Raw genomic sequence first — 15,313 nt, forward strand, 5'->3', positions numbered from 1 at the left:
TAAGGGAGAAGAAAACCTCATGATGAATTAATTGTCTTACTTCCTTTATTTTTGAGGTCTTCTAGAGGGTAAAAAATTTGTTGTAATTTTTTTAACAAAATTATTGTAAGAAACCCCTAAAAAGCTAAAATATAGTTAATTACACATAAATCTTCATTTGTATTTCAGCAATAACTCATTTTTAAAATTCAGACGTAAGCACATGAATTATAGACAAATACCCATTAGCACCTCTTTTTTTTGGGTTTAGAGGTTAAATCTTACATTTTTCCTGTTCGAATATGCAATTTTGCCCTCAAAATATTTTGCAATAAGCGGTGTTTAAAAAGAACAAATCATTTTAATTTTTTTAAAACCACTAAATCATGAAAAAGTTTTATGTACTTATTTTAAGCTTGTTATGTTGTGTGATCACAACGCAACTACAAGCACAGGGAAAACCTGGATCTAAGAAAAACCCAACTATGAAAATTAAGAATGGGGAAGATGTTTTAATTGAGAACCATCCATATCAAGCAGACTTAGGAGGTTGTGGAGGTACTATTCTCGGACCAACCTGGATTCTTACCGCGAAACATTGTGTTAATGGAATGGTCGGAAGAAGAATTGGAGTTGGGTACACCAAAAGAAGTGATCGTTCTACCGGGCAAACATCAACAGTAAAAAGAGTGATTAATTTTCCATGTTCGGGATGTGATTTGAGTCTTTTAGAATTAAGCACTCCATTAGATCTATCAGGAAAATATGCAAAATCTATCAGGTATGCTTCTGCAGATGTTTTTACAAAAGGGTATGTTAAACAAGGAAAGGATTGTTACGCTACTGGATGGGGAGCTTTAGGTCCTAATTCAGGTAGTCCAGACCACTTACAAGGAGCCTTATTGAAGTTTGGAGTAGTTCAATTATCTGATGAGCGCATCAGAGTAGAGGAAACAGAAGGAAGAATGGTATGTAGAGGAGACAGTGGGGGTCCACTAGTTGTATACAACAGTGACAAGTCAGAAAGAATTTTAGTTGGAGCAGTAAGTGGTGGAGAAGGAACTCCATGTACTGATTATGGTTTTTGGGGGAATGTTGCTAACGCAGCTTCCTGGATCGAAAGACAAACAGGAATTAAACCTTATACAGAAACAGGAGGTTCAGACACACAAGCGCCTACAGCACCTGCGAATCTAACAGCAGGAAATGTAACGCAAACAACTATTGATCTTACCTGGACTGCTTCTACTGACAATGTAGGTGTAACTGGATATGAGGTATATCAAGGAAATACCATGATCGGAACAGTATCTGGAACAAGATACCAGGCTGTGGGATTAACAGCTGGGACAGCGTATACTTTTAAGATATTGGCTAAGGATGCCGCAGGGAATAAATCAAGGTTTAGTAATACCGCCAGAGCAACTACCCTACCAGGAGATACCTCGGATACGCAAGCTCCTACAGCTCCTACTAACTTAACTGCCGGAAATGCCACTAAAACCACCATTGACCTTAGCTGGGGGGCTTCTACTGATAATGTAGGTGTAACCGGATATGGTGTATACCAGGAAAATACCATGATCGCAACTGTAGAAGGTACACGATACCAGGTAACAGGATTAACAGCTAATACCAGATATTCTTTCAAAGTATTAGCGATGGACGCTGCAGGAAATAAATCAAGATACAGTAACACCGCTACGGCAACAACTACAGGAGATACGACTGGTGTTTGTGATGGAGTAGCTCCATGGAGATGGGGGGTTCGCTATCGCGTAGGAGATAAAGTTGTTCACAGAGGAAACCTTTGGGAACTGACGTATAGAGGGTGGAAATTCATTTCATCTTGTAATGGTAATAAATCTGGTAGAATTGCACCTCCAATAGATAAAATCAGTGTGTATCCAGTTCCTTCTAACAAAGAACTAAATATTGTTTTTAATCCAACAGAAAATGCAATGTTTAAAATCGTTGATATGCTTGGTAGAACTGTTATCAAAGGAAAATACCAGTCTACTATAAATATCTCAGAATTAAACGCTGGTACTTATACGTTAAAGGTTACTTCTAACGGAGCCAATTATACGACTTCTTTTGTGAAAAAGTAATCTGCCAATACCACATAACGTGAATTATAATGCTAAAAAGAGGTTGTCCTGATTGGACAACCTCTTTTCTTTTTTCTTAAAGAGATCACTAATCCTCTCAATAAGACTCCTACAAAAAACGTTTTCTGGTAAAAACAGGAAACCAGCTAAAAACAATTACAATAGAAGATATCGCCTATTTTTATTCAGAGGATAAAATGACATTTATTAAATTAAAAAACGCGGAACGATTACCTATTGAATATTCATTAAAAAATATTGAACATCTGATAAACCCAAAAGAGTTTTATAGAGTAAACAGAAAATATATTATTCATACTTCTTCTATTTCTAAAATGTATTATTCCTCTAAATCAAAAATTATCTTACACCTCACTCCGGCTACTAAGGAAGTACAGGTTACAGTCGCTATCGAAAAAATCGGCACCTTCAAAAAGTGGTTGGGTGGTGATATTTGATACTGTGTATGGAATACAGAATACTCCCGTATATAAAAAATAGTAAAGCCAGATATTTCTATCTGGCTTTACTATTTTTTATGTTTCCACTCATATCAAGAATACAGATGGAGAAACACTAAATTCCAAATCCTAATAAGAAATTTTATGACCTGGACCTGAAGTTAGCTTCTTTAACGGTGGAGCAAATTGAGTTAATTTAATTCCTTCTACTGCCGCTTCATATTCTTCTATTGTAGGAGTTCGCCCCAAAATTGCAGCAAGCACTACCACTGGAGTTGATGCCAATAATGATTCTCCTTTTTTACGATCTGAATCTGCTACCACACGTCCCTGAAATAAACGTGTAGATGTAGCCATTACTGTATCTCCTTTTTCTGCTTTTTCCTGATTCCCCATACAGAGATTACACCCAGGTCTCTCCAGGTACATCATATTATCATATTCTGTACGTGCAGTACTTTTGGGAGCGGCATCATCAAATTCGAAACCGGAATATTTTTGAAGAAGCTCCCAATCTCCTTCTTCTTTGAGTTCATCAATAATATTGTAGGTTGGAGCAGTCACCACAAGAGGCGCGTTAAACTCTACATTTCCATGTTTTTTTTCTAAATTTCTAAGCATATGCGATACGATCTTAAGATCCCCCTTATGCACCATACAAGATCCTACAAAACCAAGATCTACCTTTTTGTCTCCTCCATAGAAAGAGAGTGCTCTAATCGTGTCATGAGTATATCGTTTTGAAACATCTTCATTATGTACATCAGGATCTGCAATCATTGGTTCATCAATAATATCCAAATCAACAACAAACTCTGCATAATACTTAGCATTATCATCAGGTGTAAGAGCTGGTTTTTCACCAGACTTGATTTCTGCAATTCTCTGATCTGCTTTATCAATTAGTCCCTGAAGTACTTGTTTTTCATTATCCATTCCTTTATCGATCATGATCTGAATTCTACCTTTGGCTATCTCCAGAGATTCGATAAGTGTATCATCCTGAGAGATACAAATAGAGGCTTTGGCTTTCATTTCTGCTGTCCAATCGGTAAAAGTAAAAGCCTGATCAGAAGGTAATGTTCCGATATGTACTTCAATAACTCTTCCCTGGAAAACATTCTCTCCTCCAAACTCCTTTAACATCTGTGCCTGAGTAGCATGTACTACATCCCGGAAATCCATATGATCCTTCATTTTTCCTTTAAAAGTCACTTTTACGGACTCTGGTATCGGCATGGAAGCTTCTCCTGTAGCAAGTGCAAGTGCAACAGTTCCTGAGTCTGCACCAAATGCAACCCCCTTAGACATTCTTGTATGAGAATCTCCTCCTATTATTATTGCCCAATCATTTACGGTAATATCATTTAATACTTTATGAATTACATCTGTCATTGAGTGATATGCTCCTTTCGGATCACGTGCTGTAATAAGACCGAAGTCGTTCATAAACTTCATCAATCTTGGAATATTTCTCTGCGCTTTCAAATCCCATACAGAAGCTGTATGACAACCTGATTGATAAGCCCCATCAACGATTGGAGAAATCACTGTAGCCGCCATCATTTCTAACTCTTGAGAAGTCATCAATCCTGTAGTATCCTGTGAACCTACAATATTTACCTCTACTCGTACATAGGATCCTGCATGTAATGTTGCGCCTGAAGTTCCAACAGCGTTTTTATTGAATATTTTTTCTACAGCGGTAAGTCCCTGACCCTCGTGAGAAATTTCTTTGGAAGCTGCAAATACTGGTGGTATCTCTACTCCCAATACCTTAGCCGCAAAAGTCTGAAGCTTTTTCCCAAATACAATAGCATATGACCCTCCTGCTTTTATAAACTCCATTTTCTGAGGAGTCAGTGATGAAGAAATATCAATTAATTCCTCATCTCCTTTATACAATTTCTTCTTTTTAGTATTAATAGTAAGCACTGTACCTGTTTCTACAGAATACGCCTGCTCAAGAACTGGTTCTCCATCCTCATCCAGTACAAGATTTCCTGCTTCATCATACTTTTTTACCCAGTTTTTTAGATCGATCCCAATCCCTCCGGTAACCCCAACAGTCGTAAGGAATATAGGAGAGATTCCATTGGTTCCTGCAACGATTGGAGCTATATTAATAAACGGCACGTATGGACTTGCTTGTTTCCCTATCCAAAGAGCTACATTGTTCACCCCTGACATTCTGGATGACCCTACTCCCATTGTTCCTTTTTCTGCTATGAGCATCACTGTTTTATCAGGATGTTTCTCCTGGAGTTCCATGAGCTCATTTTGTCGTTCTTTATTATGTTCGAACATACACTTACCATGTAGCTCACGATCTGATCTGGAATGCGCATCACTTCCTGGAGAGAGTAAATCTGTAGAAATATCTCCCACTCCTGCTATATAAGTAACAACTTTAATCTCTTCTGCAACCTCTGGTAATTTTGTAAAGAATTCTGCTTTTGCATAACTCTCGATAATTTCTTTGGCTATTTCATTTCCATTTTTGAACGCTTCTTCTAAGCGCTCTGTATCTGCTTCATAAAGGAATACCTGTGTCTTTAGTACCTTTGCTGCTTCATTGGCGATAGAAACATCATCACTTAAAGCTAAATCTAATAACACCTTAATAGAGGGACCTCCCTTCATATGTGATAATTGTTCGAAGGCAAAAGCAGGTGAGATCTCTTCTACAATAGATTCGCCAAGAATAATTTCTTTTAAAAATTCAGCTTTAACACCAGCAGCACTAGTGGTTCCTGGCAATACGTTATAAATAAAGAAATTGAGAGAATCTTTTCGATGTTCATTTGCTACATCTTTGATTTGTACTATAACTTCACTTAGTAATTCTGCTCCATCGATCGGCTTCGGATGAAGTCCCTGACTTTTTCGCTCTTCAATTTCCTTGAGGTATTCAATATATCTGTGCATAAAAAAATTATCTTTTGGGCATTAAGGAAAAATCTATAAGTTTACTCTTACATGTGAAATTAATTAATGCCTCCATATAGTCTATATTTCTAATGTTTTGGTTAAACGAGATTTCAGTTGATAACAGCCGCCGCTTACAATCTGACACTGTCTCCTACAATATTTCTATTGTGCGGGTAGCTAAATTAGTAAATCTTTTATGTTTTTAAACTTTTTTATTGCACCCCATGTATAAATTTTACTTGTTTTGGCTAAGTTCTTCCCTGATAAAATTGATTTTACATCACAATTTTATTATCATAAAATGAGCTCCTAGCCATATAAAATCTTCATCATTCGACTTACTAATTAACAACACCCTCTTTTTAGAATCACCTGTTTAATCAGATCTAAACATTTCAACAATTTATACAGATGCTTCTCTATGTTCTTATTTATTTTATCCCACAAAAATATTCGGAAAACACATAAAATCAAAAAAGGCTTTCGTTTTTAAATCTTTACATCAAATTAATGCCCCCTTGTTACTCAAAACATGTCTTTCGTAGCGTTCCGGTATTGTCCGTATTCTTTTCTTAGCATTCTTTTCTATTCTAGTTTGTCTCAGTCATCTTCTATTCCTTATGTTTTACTAAAATCCTACCATTCCTATCCAGTACATATTTATTCCTAAACCATATGAGTTATTTAAACAATAACTATTGTAATAACTTACTATACAATCATGTATTATTTTTATTTAGTGTTACTACTTTTTTTGAATAAAATCAACATCCATTAAACAGATGTTAATTCGAAAAATACAGATAAGCATAAGATTACTTAATATCTTATAAAATGAAAACAAACTCTTAAAACTTAATTTACAGCGAAAACTACATTTTTAAAATCCTCAACCATATTATTACCTGCCATCATGTGCATTGCAGCTTTATTTACTTCTTGTGAAAAGGTAATCAGGAAACAGTAATTATTGAAGAGCTGGAAGTGCTTCAAAAAGGGAATAGGGATATTTCATTTTTAGATTCTGCTAACACTCAAAAAAGGGCAACATTTTGTTAGGTTTTCAGCTGTTTTTAAGGCTAGGGAGTATCAGCGTATTTCTGAACAATATGAATGGAACTCTTCCTTTGCTGGAATCAGTATACACAGAACAACTAACGGAGGGTAAGCTGATATTATCATATCTGGGAAAACTGAAATCGGGTTCGGTTTTTCTCCTGTAAGGGCTGATTTCTCTGATAAAGCAGGTCGTCCTGTAGAAGGTTTTTAGTCATGACTCATGAGTTAGCTCATACTATAGGATTTCAACATAGTGATCAATCGCAAATCTATTTTATGAAAAATGGAGGTATTAAGAAAGCTTATAACCGGACCGGAATGAGGCTACAGGATAAAGCTGCTATTACAGCTCAATTTCCTGATGTTACTGTCAGATTAGAATTTCATCCATAAGGCTTTACCACTTTTTGGTAAAGCCCTATTTTAGGGATTTTAAAAATCATCCTCTAAGTATTGACAGATATGCTAGTAAAGCAGCTGTTTTCTCAGTATTATTACATCCATTAGTGATTAGAACTTTCTTTCCTCCTTCGGGATTACCACTATAATACACAGAAGTTTTTTCATATCCGTATTCTCCAGAAACAAACCCAAGTTCTTTTCCTCCTTCAGGGTTCCCACTGTAGTATACAGAAGTTTTTTCATAGGCTCTATCATTGGACATAAACCCTATTTCTTTTCCCCCTTCAGGATTTCCACTGTAATAAACCGAAGTCTTTTGATAGAATCTATTATTAGAAACAAATCCTATTTCCTTTCCTCCTTCAGGGTTCCCACTATAATAAACACTTGTCTTCTGATAGAATCTATTGTTAGAGATAAACCCTATTTCTTTTCCTCCTTCAGGGTTCCCACTGTAGTATACAGAAGTTTTTTCATAACATCTACATTGAGCAGTTGCTGTAACAATACCGATAAGAATAAGAAAGCTTGCCGAAATCATTAATTTTTTCATTTTTGAAAATTGTTTTATAGTTAGTATTTCCAGAAAACTACATGTTCTGGGTTGTCTTTGATCAATTTTGTAAACTGATAACAACCATATAAAAACTTCTCCCCTAGAACTACAAGATGCTTTATTCAGTAAATGAATATTAATTTTGATTCTTACTTCAGAACATTTAGCCCTTACCCCCTATCTACTAAAATAACCATTCAACTATTATTATATACAGTCTTTACTCACTCCACTCTTCTTCATTTTCCTAAAAAAAAGAAGCCAATACAATCATAAGCACAATACCAAATCATCTTCCTATCTTAAAAAAAACATGTATATATGAACAGGTTACGGTTGCTAACACTATAACGAAAGTACATCTTTTGCTTTTAAAAAAGAGGTGGTTTTGAGCCCCAAAAACAGAGGAGTTTCCTCCGTTTTTTTTTCACTACCCCTCTTAAATAATTGATAAAGTATTCTATACAAAATTCAAAACACTACATAATAAAGTTTCGTTTTTTTGAATTTTTATTCGTGTATTAAGAAACCTCTACAAAAAATAAAAGAACGTAAACAAGCTCAACACAAACACAGGAACATTTTTTAGAACATAAATCTTAGCCCCAAGAATTAAAATATACATGTATTATACCGCAACCCGAATATCTTAATCACAGCACTCCATAAAACCCGGTATTCTCTTCTTATTACAAAATTTTAAAACCTTCCTTTTTTATTGTAAACACACAGCACAAAAACAAGTTTATTATCAAAAAAATAGGGATAAACCGGTGCAATAGAATGAAATATTTATAGAAAAAAAACACCTTAATTTTAAAAAACACAGGGTATAAAACCCTCAATATAAATACTAACAAAATTTATTATCCTATGAAAAACACGTTAAAAAAAGAACTTGACAACGATATTTTAGAAACTGTAATCGCTGCAGCAATAGTATATGCAGGAATATATATAGCAAGCACTGTAATCGGACCACTAACTGCATATATTAATAGTAAAATAGAAAATAGAAATTTTATTTTACAGGAAATAACCGTGACTCCTACCGGGTTAAACTTCGTTTTTAAGAGAGATCAAAATGTGAACAATGACTTCTTAACTAATGACCTACATAAAGAAGCACTTGCAGTAACTGAAGAAGCTCTTTCTTCTCTTGTAAAAGAAGGTAAAATAACATCTTTCAAAATACTATAAAGGATTTATTTTATTTCTTCAGGAATTCGAGATAAATAATCTTTCTGTTTTTTTATTTAAGAGAACAAGTAGTTTTATTTAGAAAACTATTGGAAAGTCAATTATTTTTTTGAAAACAAAAAGCAACATCTGTCATTTTGATGTTGCTTTTATTCTATTTTCTAATACAAGATTCATTTATTTTATCCCAGAGTAGTTATACACAAATCAACTATTTATATTTCAAAAAGCATTATCTATAACCGAACTTGATAATCATGGATAAATGATTCTGGAAATTGTTTACTCTATAACAATATCAGCAAGTGATTTAAAACTTTTATTCCCTATATTATCCGTAAATGTTAAATGAATACCGTATGTTCCAACAGGAATATTATCCGGTATTCTAAAACTTGCTTTTTCTATAGAAGAAATTGTCGTTTCATATCTTTCCTTAACCTCTTCCTGATCACCTTCACCTTCAATTTTAAAAAATGACACTGATAATTCATTCTCTTTAGAAACCAGATTACTTGATGTTGTATTTATATGTAGATCGCCACTTATCGTCATAGAAATCTCGTCTCCCTTGGTATAAACCTCTTTATCAATACCCTGAATAACAAGAGGCTCCAGAGGGATAACTTCTATCGAATTTCCCTGATGGTTGACAAATGGAAATTCATGTTTTACTCCATCATCTGGTGTTTCTATAATAAATGTATAATTAGTCCCTGAAACGGCTCCATCTTGTAACATATCACAAACAATGTCTATTTCAACTGTAGAGGATTCTTCATTCCATGTTTCATAAAACTGTGGATAAACTACAAAATCTTTCCCATTTTGTCTTAAATAAAAATTATGAGAAATGCGCTTAGAGATGTCTATATACATTTTGGCTATAAACTTGCTTCTTATATCACCACATTTAGTAAAATTAGTACTATGAGTAGAGAACAACTTTTCTATGGTAGAAAAATTTCCATTCATATCTACTGGTTCCACTTGTACAAAATTTGGTATTCCCTTATCTAGTCGAAATATCTCGCTAACATCATTATTACCGTCTTCGATCGATATTTCTAATCGATAATCACTATTTATATAAGTAGCTGGTAGCTTGGTAGTGATCGTATGAGTATCTTCATCAATTTCCTGAACATCTTGTACAGGGATAGTTATTTTTGATTGTGTAAGAAGATCCGTAAGGTATACGTGAATACGATCTTTTATTTGATGTGCTTCACTGACATTAAAAGTGATAAGATCCCCTGGTTTTTTATTTTTAAAAGCATCAACGAGTCCTTCTTTAAATTTCACCTGATCCAGGCTGCCATCTACCTTTACTATATATTTTTTAATATCTCCATTTTGTGCAGTAACAGTATAAACAACAGGCTTTGTATAATCTAATATCTCCCCTGAGGCTGGTTCAATAACAGCATGTTCACTAATAACAATTCGGGTCTTTAGCTCATTTATTGGAGATAAATAGGGTACTTTAATCGATAAAACATCTGTGTTCGGAAGATCGTTCTCTAACAACTCAAATTTATTAGTAGTGGTGTTTTCCGGTAAATTGATAAACTCAAATGATGTAATACTATTGTCTGCACTGGGTTTCTCTATAGAAATACGAACCGTAAATTTTTTGACATCACCATTTTCTGCCGTCACCGTATATGTTACTGGTTTTGTAAAATCCTGAGGAGTTCCTAAAGCAGGTTTAATCTTTGCCTTATCCGATATTCGAATAGATGGGGTTAAATTTGTAATATCAGTAAGTGCTGGTACTAAAAGGGAGGCTTCTCCGTTTTCAAATGATAATGGGAAGTTTTCCTCATTAACAGTTAGCAAAAAAGAGAGAATGGTATTCTCATTACTTAATCGTATTTCTTGCTCTCCATCATCACCAGAACAAGAAATGTACCCTAACATCGAAATAAAGGCACATAAAAGTATAAATGTATTTTTTTTCATAAAATAAAGATTTTAAAATAGAGGGTTCAAAAAAATTCTGGCGAAATTATGAAAAAGTCATTCGACATTCACATCTCAACCCACACTAACAGTTACCCCATTTAAAAACCTTTATTATTTAAAACTAACACACAAATACAAAAAAACCTACCACACAGTCACAGTAACCACAAAAAAAACACAAATATGAAACCAACAAACAATCGATCTAAACTTTATTTTTTATGTGTTTTTATGATAATTTAACTAAGCATTAGCACACTACACCGCACCACATCACTGATAAAAGTGGTTTTATGCTAAGTAGACAGAGGCATCATCTTTTTCATCTTAGAGAACGGCAAAATTTCCTTTGTCATTATATTACTTACCTACATATCTCTTTTAGGCAATGCATATACCAAGGGGTTTGATTGTATTTGTAAAAAAATGGTAATATTACGCTATAAAATTCATTTAGAGCATGGTATCACAAGGAGGTTTAATCAATTAATTCTGCAATAGTTGTAAGCCCTGTAATATCAAACGGTCCTGAATACTGTTTTCCAATAGAGAGTAGATCTTCCCAGTTATTGGTTTTTAACGCTATTCTGAATTTTTTCTTTATCTCTTTTTCCTTTCTATTACTTTCCATCATTCCATACATATCGAAATATGCATTAACATGATGTGCATCCAGCTTCTTACAATTCAGATGAAAATTCTCGAAAAAGGCATGAATAAATTCATTTTGTCCATTTATTTCACCAGGAATAGTTCCGTGGGTTTCCAAAAAAGCAATTAATTCGGTAATAGTTCCTCCTAATCCTCCATAATATGGGTTTTCATCATAATCTGCCTGTACTGAAAAAGTATTCTCAATTGCTTCATAAAATTGTTCTGGTGACCTATCAAAACCATTGGGATCTGTAGAAAGAATATCACTCTCCGATTGATCTATACCATAATGTTCCTGATATAATTCAATAACCAATTTTTTAATTTTTTCCTTTTTTGTCCCCATATAATTCCAAAATCTAATAACTACAAATGTAGTAATAAATACGCTGTATCCAATCAAACAAACAACGCAACACACATTCTTTAAAACCTATGTAACAACAACTTACCCCATTCATCACCTTATAAACCACCCGGAAATCCGGAACAAAAACCTATCACAATACATAAGCCCTTAGCTTCCTTATCAATTACCCCTGCTCTCACTATTTAAAACATTCATTTATTCATCCATTACAAAAGGCATAAATAAGTGAATTTCTGTCCCTGTTTCATTTCCCAACAATACTTCAAATCTACAATTGGTATTAAATTCTTTTTTAAAAACCGCTAAGCGTTCTTTTACAATAGCTTCAGAAAAAGAAGTTTCTTTAGAATTCTTTTTAGAAGAATAATATCCTTTTCCATTATCTTTTATGATACAATGCAGTGTTTCTTCTTTTTCTGCTTTTTTTATATGAACATGAATTACTCCTTTTTTTGATAATCCTGAGATCCCATGTTGAATGGCATTCTCTACAAATGGCTGTACTAACATAGGTGGAATACAGGTCATTTCTTCATCTAATTCTTCAGATATCTTCAACTCAAAAGCAAAATTATTTTTAAAATTTGATTCCAGGTCCAGATAATCCTGCAACAGTTGTTTTTCTTCTTCAAGAGTGATAAAATCCTGCCTGGAGTTTTTTAAAATCATTCGTAATAACTGTGATAATTTATTGATATAAGGAATACTGTCTTTTGATTGCTCCCGGATCATGTTACACAAAGTACTCAACGCATTAAATAAAAAATGAGGATTCATTTGTGAACGCAATAACTTATGCTCTAACAATATTTTTTCATAATTTGTTTTCAGTCTTCGTTCTCGTATGTACAAGTATCCTGTCAGGCATAAAAGGATAAAAGATCCCCCTATAACCCCAATAATAATTTTTTGCTGACTAACGATAATTTCCTGTTCTTTATTCTTTTCAGAAAGTACTGCTATTCTTTTTTTCTTTTTCTCTACATCATAAATCGTTTCCAATTCTTGTAACTTTCCTGCTACAAATTCATTTTCATAAGCTTTGAGAAGTTCATCTTTTTTGTCAGATACTGCTATGATGCTTTTAAAATCCTTTTTTTTATAATAGCATTCAATCAAATAGTCATAACACGTATTTTTCAATTCTTTGGTATAATTATCTATTTTCTTGCTTTCCAAACTTTTTAAAACTTCATTTAATTTCATTTCTGCCTCTACAAAATTTCCTTCGAGAATATCCAAATAAGCCATATTAGCTTTTACAAACTTATCTTGATATACAGTTCCCTCTTCGAGACTATCTAGTCCGAATTGCTTCAGCAATTCATTTGCTCTATTAAAGTGATATCTAACCGAGTCTTTATTTTCTTTGAGAAGAAATAAGTGTCCTAAATTATTGTGACTCGCAATGATGCTTCTGGTATTATTTATTTTTTTCACAAAAGAAAGTGCCTGACGATGATAGTAAACTGCAGAATCATACTCTTTTGCATCTTCTTTTGTAAAAGCCAAAAACTGATACCCCCCTCCATAATCTTTGGACAACTTTTTAAAGGTCGTATCCTCCAACGCTATTCTTGCGTATTTATATCTTAGTTTAGCATCTCCCAGTAAATGCTGATTTGATGCGATCAAATAAGCGATATAGCCTTTGTAATTATGAGCTGGACTATACACATCTACAATTTTTAATGCATTAATCAGGTTCCTTGTGGATGCGCTGTACTCTTTTTTCTTATTCAGCATTACGCCTTTTATGTAGTAAGAGATGATAGCATAGTTAATTTCTGATTTAGGAGGCGTCTTTAATTTCTCATAAACCATTATGGCTTTATTCGCATAATACAAAGTAGAATCATGCCGTCTGTTTATTTGATAAAAATATGCTTTTCTCGTATAAAAATATGTCCATCCAATTAAGGTCGTATCGGATTTTAATGCCTTTTCAAAATGATTAAATTTTGCAGCTTTAAAAGGTCGTTTTAATGTCATTGTATCCAATTCCTGTTGTGTATATTTTTTCTGGCAGAAACTGTTTTTCGAAAAAAAAAGAACAACTAACAAAACGCTTATTAATAGATTTTTTCTAATCATTATGTGAAAACATTATATTTATCTCAAAAATAATCAGAATAATTGAACAGTATTATTACATCTATAATTGTCGAAGATCAAGAATGCTCCAGTAATTATCTGAAAAGCGTCCTTAATGATGCTTTTCCTGAAATTCGAGTTTTAGCCATTGAAACTAGTATTTCGGGAGCCTTATCCGCAATTGAAACCTATCGACCTGATCTTATTTTTTTAGATATTTATTTATCAGATGGGGTATCATTTGAAGTAATAGAACGTACTTCATATACTGATTTCGAAATTATTTTTACAACCGCCCACGACACCTTCTACCAGAAAGCTTTTGAATACTGTGCTTTTAATTATATATTAAAACCTATAACTGCAGAAAAGCTATCCCCTATTATAGAAAAATTTAAAAAAGTGCTCCCTCCTGCGACAATCAATAAAAAGAAAAAACTGTTACATGCTTTTCTTGATAAAGAAAACCCAAGAATCATCATTAATCTAGGGGATGAAAATCTTTTTGTCCCAATAAAAGATATTGTTGCCTGTAAAGCCGAGGGCAGTTATTGTTCAATTGTCTTTAGTAACAAAAACCACCTCACCTCCAAACCTTTAAAATATTATGAAGAGCTTTTGGAAGGAAGACAGTTCTTTAAGGCTAATCGTTCTACATTAGTTAATATCGCTCATATTACCCGAATCCATAAAAGAGAGACACTTATACTTAGTAATAACGAAAGTATAAAGGTATCCGTTCGAAACAGAAACATGCTTTCTGACTTAATTAACCTCCATATCTAACTATTATAAGCTATCTTTCTACGCTTATCAAGTATTTATCTACGGCTATACATCTATCCATTGTCTCAGAAATTCTTCTTTTATTTTTGTCTTTGTAAATCAAAACATTAGATAACAAAAATTGTACTATTCATATGGATACTACCCCAAGATATTTCAGCAAAGGTATTTTCTTGAACACAAAGACAATCATTCCACCTCCCGATTTCTTTTTTATAAACTACCATAGTTTAAGAATATAGAAAATGCTATAGACAATAAGCAGTAACCTCAATTATCGAATAAATAAAATGACACAAAAACCAAGTCTTTTTAATAACAGTAATTGCACCTGCACACTAAATCACTGACATTAATACTACATCTAATAATTACAAAAAATACACCTGTGTAACAACACCTCAAGAACATTCTTTCGCGAAGAATAAAAGACACAAACTGTAGGTGTCTATAAATGGCTACAGAAATAAATATAAAACTAATCAAAATGAAAAAAAACATTCTAAACTTAATCGGAACAAGAAAATTAAATAAAAAAGAACAACAAACAATCACTGGAGGAACTGCTGCTGGTAATTTACGAATTGGAGGAGGAATTGGCAGTACTTCTCTTGAACTTTGTGAAGGTTTAACCGGTATGGATTTATACTGCTGTGAGCATCCACAATCATCAGCTTGTACCGCTCATTAATATTTAAAACGAACTATACAGGTCTGTACAAACCTGTATAGTTCTATATCA

11 protein-coding genes are annotated in these 15,313 nt (G+C 33.5%); 6 read left to right on the forward strand and 5 right to left on the reverse strand.

All coding sequences use genetic code 11. The annotated features are described in order from the left end of the window. Nucleotides 1-365: 365 nt before the first annotated feature. Both ACFSTE_RS11375 and ACFSTE_RS11380 read left to right on the forward strand, forming a co-directional pair. Entirely contained in the window at nucleotides 366-2,090 is a 1,725-nt protein-coding gene (locus ACFSTE_RS11375; RefSeq protein ID WP_378256934.1) for a trypsin-like serine protease, read from the forward strand. Nucleotides 2,091-2,245: 155 nt separating this feature from the next. Next, nucleotides 2,246-2,548 (forward strand): LytTR family transcriptional regulator DNA-binding domain-containing protein, encoded by a 303-nt coding sequence (locus tag ACFSTE_RS11380; RefSeq protein ID WP_378258943.1) that lies wholly within the window; start codon nucleotides 2,246-2,248, stop codon nucleotides 2,546-2,548. Between the two features lie 132 nt (nucleotides 2,549-2,680). On the opposite strand, the gene ACFSTE_RS11385 is transcribed toward ACFSTE_RS11380, so the two are convergent. Continuing rightward, nucleotides 2,681-5,479, reverse strand: coding sequence for a bifunctional aconitate hydratase 2/2-methylisocitrate dehydratase (locus ACFSTE_RS11385; protein WP_378256936.1), 2,799 nt, complete (start codon nucleotides 5,477-5,479; stop codon nucleotides 2,681-2,683). 1,275 nt (nucleotides 5,480-6,754) lie between these two features. On the opposite strand from ACFSTE_RS11385, the gene ACFSTE_RS11390 reads away from it, so the two are divergent. After that, nucleotides 6,755-6,934 carry a hypothetical protein gene (locus ACFSTE_RS11390; RefSeq protein WP_378256944.1) on the forward strand — a complete coding sequence of 60 codons (180 nt, stop codon included), beginning with the start codon at nucleotides 6,755-6,757 and terminating at the stop codon, nucleotides 6,932-6,934. Between the two features lie 46 nt (nucleotides 6,935-6,980). Here ACFSTE_RS11390 and ACFSTE_RS11395 read toward each other — a convergent pair whose 3' ends face one another. Further along, nucleotides 6,981-7,496, reverse strand: a complete 516-nt coding sequence (locus ACFSTE_RS11395; RefSeq protein ID WP_176028931.1) for a hypothetical protein — start codon at nucleotides 7,494-7,496, stop codon at nucleotides 6,981-6,983. 876 nt (nucleotides 7,497-8,372) lie between these two features. On the opposite strand from ACFSTE_RS11395, the gene ACFSTE_RS11400 reads away from it, so the two are divergent. After that, the gene (locus ACFSTE_RS11400; protein ID WP_176028930.1) at nucleotides 8,373-8,699 is read left to right on the forward strand and encodes a hypothetical protein; all 327 of its coding nucleotides are present in this window, start codon (nucleotides 8,373-8,375) and stop codon (nucleotides 8,697-8,699) included. Nucleotides 8,700-8,981: 282 nt separating this feature from the next. Here the strand turns inward: ACFSTE_RS11400 and ACFSTE_RS11405 are convergent, their stop codons facing one another. The 3 genes from ACFSTE_RS11405 to ACFSTE_RS11415 all read right to left on the reverse strand — a co-directional run bounded on the left by ACFSTE_RS11405 (nucleotide 8,982) and on the right by ACFSTE_RS11415 (nucleotide 13,683). Beyond that, complete coding sequence (locus tag ACFSTE_RS11405) at nucleotides 8,982-10,664, reverse strand: DUF5018-related domain-containing protein (RefSeq protein ID WP_378256947.1); 1,683 nt, start codon at nucleotides 10,662-10,664, stop codon at nucleotides 8,982-8,984. Nucleotides 10,665-11,145: 481 nt separating this feature from the next. After that, on the reverse strand, nucleotides 11,146-11,667 hold the full coding sequence (locus ACFSTE_RS11410) for a hypothetical protein (protein ID WP_378298150.1): 522 nt from the start codon (nucleotides 11,665-11,667) through the stop codon (nucleotides 11,146-11,148). A gap of 219 nt (nucleotides 11,668-11,886) precedes the next feature. After that, entirely contained in the window at nucleotides 11,887-13,683 is a 1,797-nt protein-coding gene (locus tag ACFSTE_RS11415) for a sensor histidine kinase (RefSeq protein ID WP_378298152.1), read from the reverse strand. Nucleotides 13,684-13,827: 144 nt separating this feature from the next. On the opposite strand from ACFSTE_RS11415, the gene ACFSTE_RS11420 reads away from it, so the two are divergent. Both ACFSTE_RS11420 and ACFSTE_RS11425 read left to right on the forward strand, forming a co-directional pair. After that, nucleotides 13,828-14,571: a LytR/AlgR family response regulator transcription factor gene (locus tag ACFSTE_RS11420; RefSeq protein WP_378256953.1), complete on the forward strand. Its 744-nt coding sequence runs from the start codon at nucleotides 13,828-13,830 to the stop codon at nucleotides 14,569-14,571. A gap of 487 nt (nucleotides 14,572-15,058) precedes the next feature. Then, nucleotides 15,059-15,262, forward strand: a complete 204-nt coding sequence (locus tag ACFSTE_RS11425) for a hypothetical protein (protein WP_176028925.1) — start codon at nucleotides 15,059-15,061, stop codon at nucleotides 15,260-15,262. Nucleotides 15,263-15,313 lie beyond the last annotated feature (51 nt).

It is taken from the genome of Aquimarina hainanensis, from assembly GCF_042684685.1.
GTDB classification, from domain to species: Bacteria; Bacteroidota; Bacteroidia; order Flavobacteriales; family Flavobacteriaceae; genus Aquimarina; species Aquimarina hainanensis.